Below are 18251 nucleotides of genomic sequence, written 5' to 3' on the forward strand. Positions count from 1 at the left end.
CCCAAGTAATCCAGTCATTATCAGAAGCGTTGAATTTATGCCGACAATCATTGAGCAACTTCATCAGATGCCGTGGACGGCGGCATTCAGCAATCGTGCCCTGGATAAGGCGCTCAGATACGCCAAGGAGAATCGGGTCAAGATCATCGACCTTGATGATCTGACGGTTAGCGCGACTTGCAAAGGCTCCGAAGGGAATGTCTACGAACAGTTCATCGAACTCATCGAATATGATGACGGTGTGTTCGTGCTGAATTGCACCTGCTCATGTCCCGTAGTGATCGATTGCAAGCACTGTGCAACGGTCATTTATCATCTGCAAGACCTCCCTGTGGAGTCGATCGAGGGTTCTGCCCAGGTTCGCCTGAACCGCGATTTGGAGCGCTGGCTCAATGATATTCCTCACGAGATTTCAGATCGCGATGGCGCTGCTCAGAGCACCGGTACGTGCTGGGTGTACAAACTCAAGGCCACGCCCACCGCAGGCAAGTGGTTGTTGGAAATCTGCAAGGCCCGTCAGCTCAAGGATGGCCGCTTGCAGGACATCAAATCTGTGTTTTCGCCGTCAGATGCGCTGATGCGAGAGCCGGGCTATCTATCAGAGCTTGACCTGCGAATCGCCAGATTACTGGTCGCAGCCCACTCCTCCCATTCTTATTACAGTGGGTACCCCTTGCAAGGCAGCAGCGGGGCCGAAGTCCTCCAGTTGGCGTTGAAAACTTCACGACTGTTTCTCGATTTCGAGCAATTGCAGCCCTTGGCATTAGGAAGGAAGAGGTCTGCGCAGTTTGCCTGGGCAGAACAAGGCAACGGCAGTTTCCGTCCGCAATGGCGTAGTGATGAAGCCCCTGAAGAAACGATTCTGGCGCTGGAACCTTTGTATTACCTGGACCGTGAACGGATGGAGGTTGGCCCTCTGCAGAGTGAACTGGACAACAAACTGGCCAGACACTTGTCATTGGTTCCCGACATCCCGGCGCGGCAGGCGATGCAATTCAGTCATCGGATGAGTGCCGTGACTCGAGTAGCGCCACCGCCGCACACGTTGACCGAGCGGATCATCGACGATATTGAGCCCCAGGCCCTCCTGACCCTCGCAACGACCAAGCGTTATACAAGCTGGAAATACGAACTGGAGCACCGCGCAGCGTTGGCGTTCACTTACAACGGCCATATGGCGGCGGACAAAAAATCCACGGAAGTATTGGTGCTTTCCGGCACCGAAACCCAGCGCATTCAACGAAAACCGGCTGCCGAAAAAGCCCTGCGTCAGGCCTTGCAAAAACAAGGCTTCAAAAGGACCACTCGTAAAAGTGATGCGTTACCCGATAGCGCAGGCGAAATGTTCGACTTGCCGGATGAATCGGCATGGCTTGCTTTTGTGCAATTCGGCATGCCGGCGCTCAGAGAGGCCAACTGGCAGGTCACTATCACTGACGGCTTTCACTTCAATCTGCAGCCCGTAGAAGAATGGTATGCCGATATCGAGGAATCGCCGGGCCGCGAATGGTTCGATCTGCAATTGGGGATCGTGGTCAATGGCGAGCGCCACAGCTTGTTGCCGATTCTGCTGCATTTGTTACGCACTCAGCCACAGCTGATGAACCCGGCTGAGCTAGCCCACCGCGACGATAACGATCAGGTATTGATCGATCTCAAGAGTGGACAGTTCGGAGCGAAACCAGTTACGAAAGTCGCTCTGCCTCTCGGGCGGGTCAAGCCATTGATGGCGACGCTGGGTGAATTGTACTTGGGTGTTGGCAGCGGTAATTCGTTGCGCTTGAATGCCCCTGATGCGGCGCGGTTGAGTGAGCTTGAAGGTCTGCCGCTGGTTTGGCAGGGCGGCGAGCGTTTGCGCGCTTTCGCGAAACGCTTGCGTGAATCGACTCATGCATACGTTGGTGCTCCCGCAGGCCTCAACGCGGTACTGCGGCCGTATCAGCTCGAAGGCCTGAACTGGATGCAGACCCTTCGCGAGCTGGAAGTCGGCGGTATCCTCGGCGACGACATGGGCCTGGGCAAAACTCTGCAAGCCCTGACTCATTTACTTCTGGAAAAACAGGTGGGACGTCTGGACCGCCCGGCACTTGCTGTGATGCCTACCAGTCTCATCCCCAACTGGCTCGATGAGGCCGCACGCTTCACCCCGCAACTGAAAGTACTGGCGCTTCACGGCGCGGCTCGGCAAAACGATTTTGCCAACCTTGCCGATTACGATCTGGTGTTGACGACCTATGCGTTGCTGCCGCGCGATCTGGAGGTTTTGCAGCCTCAGGTCTGGAGTGTGCTGATTCTCGATGAAGCACAGAACATAAAAAATCCGGCCAGCAAAGCCGCTCAGGCGGCCCGACAATTAGAGGCTCGGCAGCGTTTGTGCCTGTCTGGCACGCCACTGGAAAATCACTTGGGCGAGTTGTGGTCGCTGTTTCACTTTTTGCTGCCCGGTTGGCTCGGCGACAGTAAAACCTTCAATCGCGACTATCGCACCCCGATCGAGAAACACGGTAACAGTGAGCGGATGCAACACCTGACGGCCCGAATAAAACCCTTTCTGTTACGCCGCAAGAAAGAACAGGTCGCTACCGAACTGCCCCCCAAAACCGAGATCGTGCATTGGGTCGACCTTAGCGATGGGCAGCGGGATGTGTATGAAACCGTGCGTGTGGCGATGGACAAGAAGGTGCGTGATGAAATTGCCCGCAGTGGCGTCGGGCGCAGTCAGATCATCATCCTCGATGCTTTGCTCAAGTTGCGTCAGGTGTGCTGCGATCTGCGACTGATCAAAACGACGCTGACGGCAAAAGCCCTTCGTTCGGGCAGTGGAAAACTGGTCAGCTTGATGGAGATGCTCGAAGAGTTGCTCAGTGAAGATCGCAAGATTTTGCTGTTCTCGCAATTCACCTCGATGCTGGCGTTGATTGAGCAGGAACTGCAGCAGCGTGGCATTGGTTACTCGTTATTGACCGGCGATACCACGGATCGACGCGCACCAGTAAAGGATTTTCAGAGTGGCAAGGTGCCGTTGTTCCTGATTAGCCTGAAGGCTGGGGGAACCGGTCTTAACCTGACGGCGGCGGATACGGTGATTCACTTCGATCCGTGGTGGAACCCTGCAGTGGAAAACCAGGCGACCGACCGAGCCTACAGAATTGGTCAAGACAAGCCGGTGTTCGTCTACAAGATGATTGCCCGCGGTACGGTGGAAGAAAAAATACAGGCGCTTCAACAGGAAAAGGCAGCGTTGACCGGGGCCGTACTCGAAGGTGGAGCGAGTGGAGGGTGGAAGCTCGAACAAAGTGATATTGAAGCGCTGTTCGCGCCCTTGCCCGATCCCAGATCCTGAATCTGCGGCATTTCAGGAATCGGCGGTGACCCTTTCGCGAGCAAGCCCGCTCCCACATTGGGTTTAGGTTGTCCTCATCATCGCGGGCAAACACAAATCCAATGTGGGAGCGGGCTTGCTCGCGAATGCGATCTACATATCGCCGCTACTTATCAATTTTCTCCGGCAAAGGCGCAAACAACGCTTCGATATCATCGCTCTGCAATTTCCAGTCCCCGGTCTGGCGCCCATCCAGCACGCCGGCGGCAAGGTCGGATTTTTCCTTCTGCAGATGCTGAATCTTCTCTTCCACCGTGCCCCTGGCAATCATCTTGTAGACGAACACCGGCTTCTCCTGACCAATGCGATAGGCACGATCCGTCGCCTGATGTTCCGTCGCCGGGTTCCACCAGGGATCGTAGTGAATCACCGTATCCGCTTCGGTCAGGTTCAGTCCTACGCCACCAGCCTTCAGGCTGATCAGAAAGATCTGACGCGTGCCGCTCTGAAACTCCTTCACTGGCGTGCGTCGGTCGCGGGTTTGTCCGGTCAGGATCGCATACGCCACGCCACGCTTTTTCAGCTCATCCTCGATCAGCGACAGCATTGAGGTGAACTGCGAAAACAGCAGGATTCGCCGATCTTCCTCAAACAACTCTTCCAGCATTTCCATCAGGCTATCGAGCTTGCCGGAGGTACTGCCGCGCGCGGGCAGGGCGGCGTCGTTGACCAGGCGCAAATCACAGCACACCTGACGCAGTTTCAGCAGGGCTTCAAGAATGATGATCTGGCTGCGCGCCACACCCTTGCGGGTGATTTCGTCGCGGACTTTTTTGTCCATGGCCAGGCGCATGGTTTCGTATACGTCGCGCTGGGCTTCGTTGAGTTCGACCCAATGGATGATCTCGGTTTTCGGCGGCAGTTCGGTGGCCACCTGTTCCTTGGTCCTGCGCAGCAGGAACGGTTTGATCCGACCGTTGAGGTGCTGAAGTCTTATTTCGCTGGCACGCTTTTCTATCGGCACGCGGTAATCGCGGTTGAAGCTTTTCACGTCACCGAGCCAGCCGGGCAGCAGGAAGTGGAACAGCGACCACAACTCGCCCAAATGGTTTTCCAGTGGCGTGCCGCTCAAGCACAGACGCTGGCGAGCATTCAGCTCACGGGCTGCATGGGCGGCCTTGCTGTTGGGGTTCTTGATGTACTGCGCTTCATCCAGCACCAATACATGAAAGGGTTGCGCAGCCAGGCGTTCGACGTCCTTGGGCAGCAGCGCATAGGTGGTCAGAATCAGGTCGTAATCGGCCAGGGTCTCGAAATGCTTTTTGCGACTGGCACCGTACAACGCCAGTACTTTGAGCAGCGGCGTGAAATGTGCGGCTTCGTCGAGCCAGTTGGGGATCAGGCTGGTGGGCATGACCACCATGCACGGCCGATCGAGGCGCCCGGCGTTTTTTTCGCTGAGAATGTGCGCCAGGGTCTGTAGGGTTTTGCCCAGACCCATGTCGTCCGCGAGAATCCCGCCGACTTCCAGTTGCCGCAACGACTGCATCCAACTCAGGCCTTCCAGCTGATACGGGCGCAAGGTGGCATTCAAGCCTTCGGGCGCAGCGGCGGTGTGGTCCTTGATGTCGCGCAGGCGCTGGGCAAGGGTGCGGATCTGCTCGCCACCTTCCCAAAGCAATGGCAGACCTTCCAGCGGATTCAGTCGCGTGGCGTCGGCCTTGCTCAGGCGCAGCGTGGTTTCGCCGGGCTCTTGCAGATAAAACTCGCCGAGGGTGGCCAATACCGGTTTCAAGCGGCCGAAGGGCAGGGCGACCTGCAACGGACCTTGGTCGGTGCTGCGGCGCTGCGGAATGTTCACCAGAATCAGTTCGTCGTCGCGACGTCGGGCGAGACGTTCCGGGTTGAGAATTTCGGTGTGGGAGCGCATCAGGTTCAACAGGATCGGCAACAGGCTCAGTCGTTCGCCGTTGACGATGATCCCCAATTCCAGATCGAACCAGTCGCGCTCCGGTGCCTGCTCGACAGTGGCGTACCAGTCATCGACGGCTGTCAGGTCGAAGCCGAAATCTTCGTCGATCTGTAACTCCCAGCCCTGGGCGCGCAGCTTCGGCAGCTCGTTGAGGGTGAAGGTCAGCCAGGCGCTGTCGTTGACCATCTCGTAGAGTTCGCCGGCACTTTCCGGCAGGGCCTTGCTTTGTCGGGTGGCGATCTTGAAACCGAGGATTCGTAACTGTTCCCTGTAGGCTTGTTCGACTTCCGGGTGGCGTTTCACCCGCAACGTCTGCGTCTCTTGGCGAATCAGGATGTCAGTGTTTTTCTGTCCGCTGACGTATTCATCCAGATAGCTGAAGGACAGCGCCGCGCGATGCTGGATGTACCGCTGCATCTTGCCGTTGCGCGGTTCGAAGGCGCTGAACTCAATGCTCGCCAGCCACAGGCGCGGCACCGGTTGCACATTGTCCACCAGGATTTGTGGTGGCGCCTTGGGGCTGCGGTTTTCCAGAACAGCCTGAAGCTTTTCCAGTAACTCGGCATCTTGCGCGGCAGCGGGATAGGTCAGGGTTTCCTGGACCTTCAGCAGTACCGCTGCGCAATGTTTACAGTTGCTGCGCACCGGGCAGGTGCAGGTGGCATCGACCATCAGCAATGTAGCTTTGGCTGACTCGCGCAGGCGAATGGTCTGACGGTAAACGTTACCGCCGGACCCTTCGCATGCAGCGGTGATGGTGGCATCGCCGACTTCGACGATCCTCACGCGGTTCTCCAGCGCGTAGCGACGGCCACGCTCCAGGCTCTGTTCCTTGAATCGGCTGACCCAGGATGTTGCCAGGGGTTTGCTCAGGGTCGCGGAGGACATAAGGGCTTCAATCAGTCCGGAATTACATCGGGGACTGGCCGAGGCGCAGGGGCGGTCAGCGAGGTGATCTTGATCAGCAGACCCAGGTGGCCGTTGTCGAGGAAGTTCAGTTGGCCGTTCTTGGTGTGGCTTTCTTGTTTCAGGCGTTCGCTGGCGGTGACCAGGCCGTTGGCATCAATCTTATTGACCCAGAAGTCGGCGTCGACGTCGGTGAAACGCCCCAGTTTCAGGCTCAACGTGCCCTCGATCGGGAACTGGCCGAACTGCTCGGTGCCTTCGCTGATCGCAACTTTGCTGGCTTCTTCGCCGAGCGTTTGTTGCCAGGCCTTGTGCAGCAACACCGTGTATTCGTTGCTGGCGGTGAGTTTTTCCACTTCGGGATTAAGGCTTGGTGTGCGAAAGCTGTCGGGGCTGATGCGTTGAGCACCGGCAGCCCAGTCTTCCGGCGCGGCGCGGCTGACGATGGCGGGCACGGTGTTTTGCCGCACCAGAATCATTTCGACCTGATACAGATCATCGGCAAATGCCGTGGGGGCGACCAGCGTCGTTATTAACATCGTCAACAAGGTCAGTGAGCGAAACAGGCGCATGCGGCGTCCTTCAAGCAGTGGTCGGAATGAGGCGCTCGAATAGCGCCTCTACAGTGTTAAAGCGCTCTTCCGGGCGCTCCATAGGCACCTGGAATTTGAACATCGTGGCGCCTTCGAATTTGTAGCGTTTGGGCTGGCTCTGGATCAGTTTGATCAGCGTCAGCGGGTCGACCGGTGTCTGTGCCGCGAACTCGATACGACCGCCTTGCGGACCGCCGTCGACTTTTTTGATGCCCAGTTGTTCGGCCTGCAATTTCAGCGCCGTGATCCGCACCAGATTCTTGGTCGGCTCAGGCAGCAGACCGAAACGGTCGATCATCTCTACTTGCAGGTCCTTGAGGCCTTCCTCATCGGTGGCCGAGGCAATGCGTTTGTAGAGAATCAGTCGAGCATGAACATCCGGCAGATAGTCCTCTGGAATCAACGCCGGTACGCGCAGATTGACTTCCGGGCCACCGCCCAACGGTTGATCGAGGTTCGGCTGTTCGCCCTTGCGGATCGACTTCACCGCACGCTCGAGCATTTCCATGTACAGCGTGAAACCGACGGCCTGGATCTGCCCGCTCTGACCGTCGCCCAGCAGTTCGCCGGCGCCACGGATTTCCAGGTCGTTGGTCGCGAGTACGAAGCCCGCGCCGAGGTCCTGGGTATTGGCGATCGCTTCCAGACGCTTTTCCGCGTCGGGAGTGATTTGCTGGCGCGGCGGTGTCAGCAGGTAAGCATACGCCTGGTGGTGACTGCGACCGACGCGGCCACGCAATTGGTGCAGCTGCGCCAGACCGAACTTGTCGGCGCGCTCGATGATGATGGTGTTGGCGCTCGGCACGTCGATGCCGGTCTCGATGATGGTCGAGGCGATCAGCACGTTGAAGCGCTTGTGGTAGAAGTCGCTCATCACTTGTTCGAGATCGCGTTCACGCATCTGCCCGTGGCCGATGCCGATCCGTGCTTCCGGCACCAGTTCGGCGAGGTCGGCGGCGCATTTCTCGATGGTCTTCACATCGTTGTGCAGGTAGTAGACCTGACCGCCACGCAGCAACTCACGCAGCAGGGCCTCTTTGACCGTGCTCTTGTTCTGCTCCATGACGAACGTGCGTACCGACAGGCGACGGGCCGGTGGCGTGGCGATGATCGACAGGTCACGCATGCCCGACACCGCCATGTTCAGCGTGCGCGGAATTGGCGTAGCGGTCAGCGTCAGGATGTCGACTTCACTGCGCAGTGCTTTGAGCTGTTCTTTCTGACGGACACCGAAGCGGTGCTCTTCGTCGATGATCACCAGCCCGAGGTTTTTGATTTTGACGTCGTCTTGCAGCAGCTTGTGCGTGCCAATGACGATGTCGATCTTGCCTTCAGCCAGGTCCGCGACCGCGGCGTTGACTTCCTTGGTCGACTTGAACCGGCTCATTACTTCCACGCTCACCGGCCAGTCTGCGAAGCGGTCGCGAAAACTGTTGTAGTGTTGCTGGGCGAGCAGGGTGGTCGGCACCAGAATCGCCACCTGACGACCGCCATGCACCGCGATGAACGCCGCGCGCATCGCCACTTCGGTCTTGCCGAAACCGACGTCGCCACAGACCAGGCGATCCATCGGTTTCGGTGCGAGCATGTCTTCGCGCACCGCTTCGATGGTGGTCTGCTGGTCCGGGGTTTCTTCGAACGGGAAACCGGCGCTGAAAGTCGCGTAATCGGCTTTCGGGTCAGCGAACGCATAACCCTCGCGTGCGGCGCGGCGGGCATAGATATCGAGCAACTCGGCGGCCACGTCACGCACCTGTTCGGCGGCTTTGCGTTTGGCTTTCTGCCAGGTCTCGGAGCCGAGGCGGTGCAGCGGCGCCAGGGCATCGTCGCTGCCGGTGTAACGGGCGATCAGGTGCAGGTTGGCTACCGGGACGTACAGCTTGGCGTTCTCGGCATATTCAAGGGTCAGGAATTCGGCGGCTTGATTGTCGATTTCCAGGATCGTCAGCCCCAGGTAGCGGCCGACACCATGATCGATGTGCACAACCGGTGCGCCTTCGCGCAGCTCGGTGAGGTTTTTGATCACTGCATCGTTGTTGGCGTCGGCGCGCTTCTCGCGACGACGGCGCTGCATCACGCGCTGACCGAACAACGGGCTTTCGGCGACCAGGGCCAAGGCTGGATCGTCCAGCAACAGACCTTCATCGAGTGGCGCGATGGTGATCGCCAAGCGCTCCTTGCTGGCGACAAAATCCGGCCAGCTGTCGACGGTTTTCGGCCGCAGCTTCAGGCGTTCCAGCAATTCCAGCAACACTTCACGGCGGCCCGCGGACTCGGCGGTGAACAGCACGCGGCCAGGGAATTCGTCGAGGAAGCCTGCCAGCGCCGCCAACGGCTGAGTGGCCTTGGCTTCGATGGCCAGGTTCGGCAGCGCCTGAGCCGGGAAGCGCTCGCGACCGACACCGGTTTCGACGTCCTGTTGGCTGGCAACCACACGGGGCCAGTTCTTCAGGCGCGCAAAGCAGTCTTCCACGGGCAAGAACAGCTCGGCCGGTGGCAATAAAGGACGGGATGGATCGACGCGACGCTCTTCATAGCGATTGCGTACGTCGTTCCAGAAGTTCTCCGCCGCCTGTTCGATGCCCGGCAGGGAAAATACCTGAGTGTCCTGAGGCAGGTAATCGAACAGGGTGGAGGTTTCGTCGAAGAACAACGGCAAGTAGTACTCGATACCCGCCGGTGTAATCCCGCTGCTCAAATCCTGAAAGATCGGGCAGCGACGGAAGTCGACATCGAAGCGTTCGCGAAAGCGCGCCTTGAAGCGGGTGACCGCGTCCTTTTGCAGCGGGAACTCCCGCGCCGGCAGCAGGCGAACGGTGTCCACCTTGTCGATGGAGCGCTGGTTCTCCGGATCGAAGGTGCGCAGGGTCTCGATTTCGTCGTCGAACAGATCGATGCGGAAGGGCAGTTTGCTACCCATCGGGAACAAATCGATCAGCGAACCGCGCACGGTGAATTCGCCATGCTCATAGACTGTATCGACGTAACGATAGCCGCTGGCTTCAAGCCGGCTGCGCATTTGCTCGACATCAAGCTTCTGGCCGACATCCAGCACCAGGCTGCTGCCGAGCAGAAATTTGGTCGGCGCCAGGCGGTGCAGAGCCGTGGTGATCGGCACGACCAGCACGCCATGCTCCAGTTCCGGCAACCGATACAGGCTGGAGATGCGCTGAGAGATGATGTCCTGGTGTGGCGAGAACAGGTCGTAGGGCAGGGTTTCCCAGTCGGGGAAATGCAGAACAGGCAAATCCGGGGCGAAGAAACTCAGCTCCTGTTCCAGCCGTTCAGCACTCTGGCTATCGGCGGTCAGTAGCAGGGTAAAGCGCTTGGCAGCGCTGGCGGCCTCGGCGATGGCCAGGCTCAGGGCGGCACCGGGCAGGTTGCCCCAGTGCTGTTTACCTGCCGCGGCAGGGAGAAGCGGTAGACGCAGAACGGGCACGGAAGGTTGAGCTCCAAGCGTTGCGACAAAGTCGACAATTGTAACGGCCTCGGGTGCCGGCTGTCAGTTGCAGACTGTGTCTATATGCACTGGTTGGGTGAAATGTAGTGGTTATGACAAAAAAAGGCGGTTTGATACTGAAAATGTAGTGCCGAAACCGGTCAGTGTTACGGAGGGTTACGGACACGGTTGCGTTGTCGTCGAAAAATTGACTGTGCTGAAAGCCCCGGTTTTACTGGGCTGGAGCGGAGCGTAATTTTTTTGAACGGGATTTTGTTACTGCTTGTGCGACAAGCGCGCATTGCTACGGGAGGCACTCGGCGGCATAATGTAGCCCCTTTTTTCTGCCCCTACATGTGGAAGGTTCCCGTGACTCAGAAGCCCGACCAGTGTCTTGGTGAATGGATCGACCGTGAAGCACTCGCAGAAGCGATGATTCCGCTTATCGGTCAGCTTTACCGCAATAACAACGTGGTGAGCTCGATCTATGGCCGCAGTCTGATCAACCAGTCTGTCATCGCGATCCTCAAAGCTCACCGCTTTGCTCGCCATCGCCAGTCCGATGACAGCGAATTGTCCGTCCACGAAACATTCCCGCTGCTCAAGGCAATGAGCGAGCTCAAGCTCGGCGCTGCTTCGGTAGACCTGGGCAAGTTGGCCGTCAAGTTCAAGGCCGAAGGCAATGGCCGTACCGCCGAAGAGTTCGTCCGTGACGAGCTGGCTGATGTGGTTGGCAAGCAGAATGGTTCCGGTCGTACCGGCACCGACGTTGTCCTCTACGGCTTCGGTCGTATCGGTCGTCTGCTGGCGCGCATCCTGATCGAGAAAACCGGTGGTGGCGACGGCCTGCGTCTGCGCGCCATCGTTGTCCGCAAGGGCGCCGAGAACGATCTGGTCAAACGTGCCAGCCTGCTGCGTCGCGACTCGGTGCACGGTTCGTTCAATGGCACCATCACCATCGATGAAGCCAACAACACCATCACCGCCAACGGCAACCTGATCCAGGTTATCTACGCGAAAAACCCGACCGAAGTGGACTACACCCAGTACGGCATCAAAAACGCGCTGCTGGTGGACAACACCGGTGTATGGCGTGACGCCGACGGCTTGGGCCAGCACCTGTCCTGCCCGGGTATCGACCGCGTTGTTCTGACCGCGCCTGGCAAAGGCAAGCTGAAGAACATCGTTCACGGCATCAACCACGGTGAAATCACCGCTGACGACAAGATCGTTTCCGCCGCTTCCTGCACCACCAACGCCATCGTGCCGGTGCTGAAAGCTGTCAACGACAAGTTCGGCATCATCAACGGTCACGTCGAAACCGTTCACTCGTACACCAACGACCAGAACCTGATCGACAACTTCCACAAAGGCGATCGTCGTGGCCGTAGCGCCGCGTTGAACATGGTCATCACCGAGACTGGTGCTGCCACCGCTGCTGCCAAGGCGCTGCCTGAGTTGGCCGGCAAGCTGACCGGTAACGCGATCCGTGTTCCGACGCCGAACGTGTCGATGGCCATTCTCAACCTGAACCTTGAGAAAGCCGCCACCCGTGAAGAGATGAACGAGTACCTGCGCTACATGGCGCTGCACTCCGATCTGCACAAGCAAATCGACTACGTCAATTCGCAGGAAGTGGTTTCCACCGACTTCGTTGGCTCGCGCCACGCAGGCGTTGTGGACGCTGAAGCGACCATCGTTCAGGACAACCGCGTTGTTCTGTACGTTTGGTACGACAACGAGTTCGGTTACAGCTGCCAGGTAGTCCGCGTGATGGAAGACATGGCCGGTGTAAACCCGCCAGCATTCCCGCGCTAAGCCTTAGCTGCACATGAAAGCGCCCCGATTTTGTTCGGGGCGTTTTTGTTTGTGAGGTGAACGTTTCCCTGTGTGTCGCATAATGGCTGGCCTTGGCGTTGTGTCAGAGGATTCTTCAGGGGATGCGGAATTTGTTGAAATGGCGGTTGTGCGGTTTCGTGGTGCTGATGGGCGTTTTGTCCGGCTGTGACAACGGCGACTCCATGGAAAGCTTCGGCGGTCCGACCATGGGCAGCAGCTATTCGATCAAATACGTGCGCCATCCCGGTCTTCCCGCCCCGGAAGAAGTCCGCGTTCAGGTCGAAAAAATCCTCGCTGAAGTCGATCAGCAAATGTCGACCTATCGCAGCGACTCGGACATCGAACGCTTCAACACTCTGCCCGCTAACCACTGTCAGACAATGCCCGCGCCGATCCTCGAATTGGTCCGCGTTGGTGAGGGGTTGTCTTCGCTAAGTGACGGCTCCTTCGATTTGACGGTGGAACCGCTGCTCAATCTCTGGGGTTTTGGTCCGCAGGCCCGTGAGGAAAGAATCCCGGCCGCCGAGGCGCTGGCCGAGGTGAGGCAGCGCGTCGGCTACACTCACCTGCGCATCGAAGGTGACCGGTTGTGCAAGGACGCCGCAGTCGAAGTCGACTTCAACAGCATTGCCGCCGGTTACGCGGTCGACACGATTGCTACAAGGCTCGATGCGCTGGGCATCCACAACTATCTCGCTGAAGTCACCGGCGAACTCAAGGCCACCGGCAAAAAAATTGACGGCTCACCCTGGCGTATCGCCCTGGAAGAGCCTCGGGACGATCAGCAAGTCGCGCAAAAAATCATCGCCGTCGATGGCTACGGCGTGTCCACCTCCGGCGACTACCGTCATTATTTTCAGCAGAACGGCCAGCGCTATTCCCACACCTTCGATGCCCGCACCGGAGCACCGGTCCTACACACCCTGGCGTCAGTCACAGTGATTCATCCTTCAGCGTTAATGGCCGATGGTTTATCGACGCTGTTGCTGATTCTGGGGCCTGAACGGGGTTGGCACTATGCACAAAGGCATGACATTGCTGCATTCTTTGTGATTCGTGCCGATACAGGTTTCGTCACACGCACCAATCAGGCTTTTGAGCGCCTGGTGGGTGAGAAAACCAAGTGATTACGGCATCAAAAGCATTTTTGATGGCGTTGTAGTGCAGGCAAAACTAGCCTACGACGCGACCAAGGGTTAATGTGCCCGGCGTTGACGCTTCTATAGACTGTGTCCGGGTTCTGCACTGGCCCCAAATTGTTCCTTCACGCCGCAGAACGGCGTGATTTAGCCGCAGGTGCCGAGGCGCCGCGGCCTGTTCTGAGGAGTATGCATGGCTGTCTACAACTACGACGTGGTGGTGTTGGGTTCCGGCCCGGCGGGAGAAGGCGCGGCAATGAATGCCGCCAAAGCAGGACGCAAGGTGGCGATGGTCGATAGTCGTCGCCAGGTCGGCGGCAACTGCACCCACCTGGGCACCATCCCGTCCAAGGCCTTGCGTCACTCGGTCCGGCAGATCATGCAGTTCAACACCAACCCGATGTTCCGGGCCATTGGTGAGCCGCGCTGGTTTTCGTTCCCGGACGTTTTGAAAAGCGCCGAAAAAGTCATCTCCAAACAAGTCGCCTCGCGCACTGGCTACTACGCCCGTAACCGCGTCGACGTGTTCTTCGGCACCGGCAGCTTCGCCGATGAGCAAACCATCGAAGTAGTCTGCGCCAACGGCGTGGTTGAAAAACTGGTGGCCAAGCACATCATCATCGCCACCGGCTCGCGCCCGTATCGCCCGGCGGACATCGATTTCCATCACCCGCGTATCTACGATAGCGACACCATCCTCAGTCTCGGCCACACCCCGCGCAAACTCATCGTTTACGGCGCTGGTGTGATCGGTTGCGAATACGCCTCGATCTTCAGTGGTCTGGGTGTGCTGGTTGAGCTGGTGGACAACCGTGGTCAGTTGCTGAGCTTCCTCGACTCGGAAATCTCCCAGGCCCTGAGCTACCACTTCAGCAACAACAACATCACGGTTCGCCACAACGAAGACTACGACCGCGTCGAAGGCGTGGACAACGGCGTGATCCTGCACCTGAAGTCCGGCAAGAAGATCAAGGCCGATGCCTTGCTCTGGTGCAACGGCCGTACTGGCAACACCGATCAGCTGGGTCTGGAAAATATCGGCGTGAAGGTCAACAGCCGTGGCCAGATCGAAGTCGATGAAAACTACCGCACCTGCGTACCGAACATCTATGGTGCCGGTGACGTGATCGGCTGGCCGAGCCTGGCCAGTGCCGCCCACGACCAGGGCCGTTCGGCCGCTGGCAGCATTGTCGACAATGGCAGCTGGCGCTTCGTCAACGACGTGCCAACCGGCATCTACACGATTCCGGAGATCAGCTCGATCGGCAAGAACGAGCAGGAGCTGACTCAGGCCAAGGTGCCGTACGAAGTGGGCAAGGCGTTCTTCAAGGGCATGGCGCGTGCGCAGATTGCCGGCGAGCCGCAAGGCATGCTGAAGATCCTGTTCCACCGCGATACCCTGGAAGTGCTGGGCGTTCACTGCTTCGGTTATCAGGCGTCGGAGATCGTGCACATCGGTCAGGCGATCATGAGCCAGCCGGGTGAACTGAACACCCTGAAGTACTTCGTCAACACGACGTTCAACTACCCGACCATGGCTGAAGCCTATCGGGTAGCGGCGTACGATGGCCTCAACCGGCTTTTTTGAGCGGCTCCGGCCGGTGGCCTGAGCCGGCCGGGGAGACCGATTTCAGCAATTCTCGAGCGTGGCGGTGGCCAAACCGGGAAAGTCTGTAATCAGGCTGTCAACGCCGAAGTCGGCGAGCCTGCGCATCAGCGCGGGCTCGTTGACTGTCCACACCGACACATGCAGCCCCTGACGCTGCGCCTTCTGCAGGCGTTCCGGCGTACACAGGGTCCAGTTCAGCGCCAGAATCTCACAGCCATAGTTTTGCGCGACCTTCAACGGGTCGAGCCAGGCATACTCGGCCACCAATCCGCGAGACACATCCGGCACCAGGTCCAGCGCGGCTTTCAAAACTTCGCGTGAACTCGACGTAATCGTGATCTTGTCCCGCATACCGAAACGCTGCGCCATTTCGCGAATCGCCAGCACGGTGGTCGCGGCGCGGGTGCGTGAAGCGCTTTTGACTTCCAGCTGCCAGTGCTCGAAATCGCATTGCTCGAACAATGTTTCCAGCGTTGGAATCGGGCAGGGTTTGATCCAGCCCGGGCCGCCCTTGCGTGCGTCGTAGGTCACCAATTCCGCAGCCGTGTGTTCGACCACTTTGCCGCGACGCTCGGTGGTGCGTTTGAGGGTCGGGTCGTGGATCACCACCAACTCGCCATCCCTGGACAGGTGCAAGTCCAGTTCGCAACGGCGTACACCGTGCTTGAGGCATTCCTGAAAGCTGGTCAGGGTGTTTTCCGGTGCTTCGCCCTTGGCGCCGCGATGGCCGTAGATGAGAGTCACGGTTCTTCCTTAAATTAAATGTCTGATTCGTTTTGTTCGCGGGCCAGGCGTCGTTCTTGTGCCTGTCGCTGCAAGATGTAACGGGCCAGCAATTGCCGCTGGGCATCGGACAGGTATTCGAACTCGGTGCCAATGTCGTAGCTGTCGCCCTTGCGGTCGCAATGGGTGACGCGGGCCCGCAGCAGCAGGCCAAGGGCTTGCGGCATGAGTACCAGCTTGATCGACAGGTGCGCGCCAGTGGCGATGGACGTCGGATGCTGAAAGTCGATGCCGCCTTCGGAGATGATCACCGGCTGCGGTTCGCCGATCTGTCCGAGCACGGTCAGGGCGACTACCTGACTCAGCAGGTCGATGCGTTTGTTCTGGGATTTCAGGATCGCTGCGATGGTCCGGTCGCGTTCGCTGATCTGGCGTAGCAGGTGTTGCGACTCGAATTCGCTCAGGTGCAGTTCGCTGAGCAGGTTGAACAGCGGGGAAGCATCCTGCAACACTTCCTGGCCTGCGGCTTCGGGAGCGGACAGGGGCCGAATTTCCAGTGCGATCGTGTCCTCGATACGGTAGTATTCGCGGCGATCTTCTTCATCTAATGTCGACATGGCGAACCCATGGTAGCGGCGGTGGTCTGAGTGTAAAGCTGGTTATCGACCCCCGCCACAAGGACGTTCCTTTTCCCTCCGAACAAGCCCCGACATGTTCAGACCTCTCTTCGTATTTATCGGCACGCGTTATACCCGTGCAAAGCGTCGCAATCATTTTGTGTCATTCATTTCCCTGACCTCGATGATCGGACTCGCCCTCGGCGTAGTCGTGATGATCGTCGTGCTGTCGGTCATGAACGGCTTCGATCATGAGATGCGCACCCGCGTGCTGGGCATGGTGCCCCATGCGACCATCGAGTCCGGTGAGCCGATCAGCGACTGGCAAAGCCTGGCCGCCAAGGTCAAGCAGAACCCGCAGGTGGCGGCGGTTGCGCCCTTCGTCCAGATGCAGGGCCTGCTGACCAACAACGGCAAGGTCTCCAAAGTGCTGCTCAATGCCATCGATCCTGTGCAGGAACGGCAGGTGTCGATCATTGATAACTTCATGCAGCAGGGCAAACTCGACGACCTGACGCCGGGCAGTTTCGGCATCGTCATTGGCGACAAGGCGGCGGCCAAGCTCGGCGCGGCGGTTGGCGACAAGCTGACGTTTGTCGCGCCGGAAGTCACCGTGACCCCGGCCGGGATGTTCCCGCGGATGAAACGCTTTACCGTGGTCGGCATCTTCCACGTCGGCGCGGGTGAGATCGACGGCTATCTGGGCATCACCAACTTGCAGGATCTGGCGAAGCTGCACCGCTGGAAGCCGGATCAGGTCCAGGGCCTGCGCTTGAAGTTTGACGATCTGTTCCAGGCACCACGCGTGGCGTGGACCATCGCTCAGCAGCTCGGCGAAGATCAGTATTACGCCCGCGACTGGACCCGCACCCACGGCAACCTGTATCAGGCGATCCGCATGGAAAAAGCCATGATTGGCCTGCTGTTGCTGCTGATCGTCGCCGTTGCGGCGTTCAATATCATTTCCACACTGGTGATGGTGGTGAACGACAAGAAGGGCGACATCGCGATCCTGCGCACCCTTGGCGCCACGCCGGGTTCGATCATGGCGACGTTCATGGTTCAGGGCACGGTCATTGGTGTGGTCGGTACGCTGATCGGCGCTGTGGTCGGGATCTTCGCCGCGCTGAACGTCAGCGCCGCGATTTCGGCCCTTGAAGGGCTGATCGGCCATAAATTCCTGAACGCTGACGTGTATTTCATCGATTACCTGCCGTCGCAAGTGCAGAGCCAGGACGTGTTGATGGTCTGCGCCGCCGCGTTGGTCCTGAGTTTCCTCGCCACCCTGTATCCAGCCTGGCGTGCCGCGCGCACCCAGCCTGCGGAGGCGCTACGTTATGAGTGAGTCGGGCATGAGTGATAAAGCAATCTTGAGCTGCCGCAATCTGGGCAAATCCTACGTGGAAGGCCCGGAATCGGTAGAGGTTCTGGCGGGTCTGCAACTGGAGTTGCACCCAGGTGAGCGCGTGGCGATCGTCGGTACCTCGGGTTCGGGCAAAAGTACCTTGCTCAACCTGCTGGGCGGCCTCGATACGCCGACCCAAGGCAGTGTCTGGCTGGCCGGTGAAGAACTCTCGGCACTGAACGAAAAGGCCCGTGGCCTGCTGCGTAATCGGTCGCTGGGTTTCGTTTACCAGTTCCACCACTTGCTGCCTGAGTTCACCGCGCTGGAAAACGTCTGCATGCCGCTGCTGATCGGTAAAACCGCGATTCCGGAAGCACGTCAGCGTGCGACGGCGTTGCTGGAGCGGGTGGGGCTGGGTCATCGTCTGGAGCACAAACCGGCGGAATTGTCCGGTGGCGAACGCCAGCGTGTGGCCATCGCTCGCGCCCTGGTGAACAAGCCTGGCCTGGTGATGCTCGACGAGCCGACCGGCAACCTCGACTCCCACACCGCCCAAGGCATTCAGGATTTGATGCTGGAACTCAGCACCTCGATGCGCACCGCGTTCCTGGTGGTGACCCATGACATGAACCTGGCCCGCCAGATGGATCGCGTCCTGCATTTGCAGGAAGGTTACCTGACGCCCATCTGATTGACCGAAACCCGGCGTACTGAATAGTGCGTCGGGTCTTTTATTTTTATACGGTG

11 protein-coding genes are annotated in these 18251 nt (G+C 58.8%); 6 read left to right on the forward strand and 5 right to left on the reverse strand.

Features of this window, described 5'->3' with window-relative positions; translation table 11 throughout:
* Nucleotides 1-37: 37 nt before the first annotated feature.
* Complete coding sequence (locus IC37_RS13825; RefSeq protein WP_051414786.1) at nt 38-3343, forward strand: DEAD/DEAH box helicase; 3306 nt, start codon at nt 38-40, stop codon at nt 3341-3343.
* Between the two features lie 145 nt (nt 3344-3488).
* On the opposite strand, the gene IC37_RS13830 is transcribed toward IC37_RS13825, so the two are convergent.
* From IC37_RS13830 to mfd, 3 genes are read right to left on the reverse strand one after another with little or no spacing between them, the layout of a single operon-like run.
* On the reverse strand, nt 3489-6182 hold the full coding sequence (locus tag IC37_RS13830; protein WP_030128411.1) for a DEAD/DEAH box helicase: 2694 nt from the start codon (nt 6180-6182) through the stop codon (nt 3489-3491).
* 11 nt (nt 6183-6193) lie between these two features.
* On the reverse strand, nt 6194-6772 hold the full coding sequence (locus tag IC37_RS13835; RefSeq protein ID WP_030128410.1) for a CsiV family protein: 579 nt from the start codon (nt 6770-6772) through the stop codon (nt 6194-6196).
* 10 nt (nt 6773-6782) lie between these two features.
* On the reverse strand, nt 6783-10232 hold the full coding sequence (gene mfd, locus IC37_RS13840; RefSeq protein WP_030128409.1) for a transcription-repair coupling factor: 3450 nt from the start codon (nt 10230-10232) through the stop codon (nt 6783-6785).
* A 354-nt stretch (nt 10233-10586) separates the two neighbouring features.
* Between mfd and IC37_RS13845 the strand changes: the two genes are divergently transcribed.
* The 3 genes from IC37_RS13845 to sthA all read left to right on the forward strand — a co-directional run bounded on the left by IC37_RS13845 (nt 10587) and on the right by sthA (nt 14798).
* On the forward strand, nt 10587-12050 hold the full coding sequence (locus IC37_RS13845) for a glyceraldehyde-3-phosphate dehydrogenase (protein ID WP_030128408.1): 1464 nt from the start codon (nt 10587-10589) through the stop codon (nt 12048-12050).
* A gap of 122 nt (nt 12051-12172) precedes the next feature.
* Entirely contained in the window at nt 12173-13198 is a 1026-nt protein-coding gene (locus tag IC37_RS13850) for an FAD:protein FMN transferase (protein ID WP_030128407.1), read from the forward strand.
* A gap of 205 nt (nt 13199-13403) precedes the next feature.
* Complete coding sequence (gene sthA, locus IC37_RS13855) at nt 13404-14798, forward strand: Si-specific NAD(P)(+) transhydrogenase (RefSeq protein ID WP_030128406.1); 1395 nt, start codon at nt 13404-13406, stop codon at nt 14796-14798.
* A 42-nt stretch (nt 14799-14840) separates the two neighbouring features.
* Here sthA and IC37_RS13860 read toward each other — a convergent pair whose 3' ends face one another.
* Nucleotides 14841-15563 carry a glycerophosphodiester phosphodiesterase family protein gene (locus IC37_RS13860; RefSeq protein WP_030128405.1) on the reverse strand — a complete coding sequence of 241 codons (723 nt, stop codon included), beginning with the start codon at nt 15561-15563 and terminating at the stop codon, nt 14841-14843.
* Between the two features lie 14 nt (nt 15564-15577).
* On the reverse strand, nt 15578-16159 hold the full coding sequence (locus IC37_RS13865) for a PilZ domain-containing protein (RefSeq protein ID WP_030128404.1): 582 nt from the start codon (nt 16157-16159) through the stop codon (nt 15578-15580).
* Between the two features lie 94 nt (nt 16160-16253).
* On the opposite strand from IC37_RS13865, the gene IC37_RS13870 reads away from it, so the two are divergent.
* A complete protein-coding gene (locus tag IC37_RS13870) occupies nt 16254-17504 on the forward strand; it encodes a lipoprotein-releasing ABC transporter permease subunit (protein ID WP_030128403.1) in 1251 nt (416 codons plus the stop codon).
* 7 nt (nt 17505-17511) lie between these two features.
* On the forward strand, nt 17512-18195 hold the full coding sequence (gene lolD / locus IC37_RS13875; protein WP_177409397.1) for a lipoprotein-releasing ABC transporter ATP-binding protein LolD: 684 nt from the start codon (nt 17512-17514) through the stop codon (nt 18193-18195).
* The last annotated feature ends 56 nt before the right edge of the window (nt 18196-18251 follow it).

This window comes from Pseudomonas sp. QTF5 (assembly GCF_000512695.2).
Classification (GTDB): Bacteria; Pseudomonadota; Gammaproteobacteria; order Pseudomonadales; family Pseudomonadaceae; genus Aquipseudomonas.

Bases quoted from the DNA above. Each gene is read 5' to 3' on its own strand.
- IC37_RS13870 (WP_030128403.1), top strand. From the start codon at position 16,254: ATGTTCAGACCTCTCTTCGTATTTATCGGCACGCGTTATACCCGTGCA.
- IC37_RS13845 (WP_030128408.1), top strand. From the start codon at position 10,587: ATGTGGAAGGTTCCCGTGACTCAGAAGCCCGACCAGTGTCTTGGTGAA.
- IC37_RS13835 (WP_030128410.1), bottom strand. From the start codon at position 6,772: ATGCGCCTGTTTCGCTCACTGACCTTGTTGACGATGTTAATAACGACG.
- IC37_RS13825 (WP_051414786.1), top strand. From the start codon at position 38: ATGCCGACAATCATTGAGCAACTTCATCAGATGCCGTGGACGGCGGCA.
- lolD (WP_177409397.1), top strand. From the start codon at position 17,512: ATGAGTGATAAAGCAATCTTGAGCTGCCGCAATCTGGGCAAATCCTAC.
- IC37_RS13830 (WP_030128411.1), bottom strand. From the start codon at position 6,182: ATGTCCTCCGCGACCCTGAGCAAACCCCTGGCAACATCCTGGGTCAGC.
- IC37_RS13865 (WP_030128404.1), bottom strand. From the start codon at position 16,159: ATGTCGACATTAGATGAAGAAGATCGCCGCGAATACTACCGTATCGAG.
- IC37_RS13850 (WP_030128407.1), top strand. From the start codon at position 12,173: ATGCGGAATTTGTTGAAATGGCGGTTGTGCGGTTTCGTGGTGCTGATG.
- sthA (WP_030128406.1), top strand. From the start codon at position 13,404: ATGGCTGTCTACAACTACGACGTGGTGGTGTTGGGTTCCGGCCCGGCG.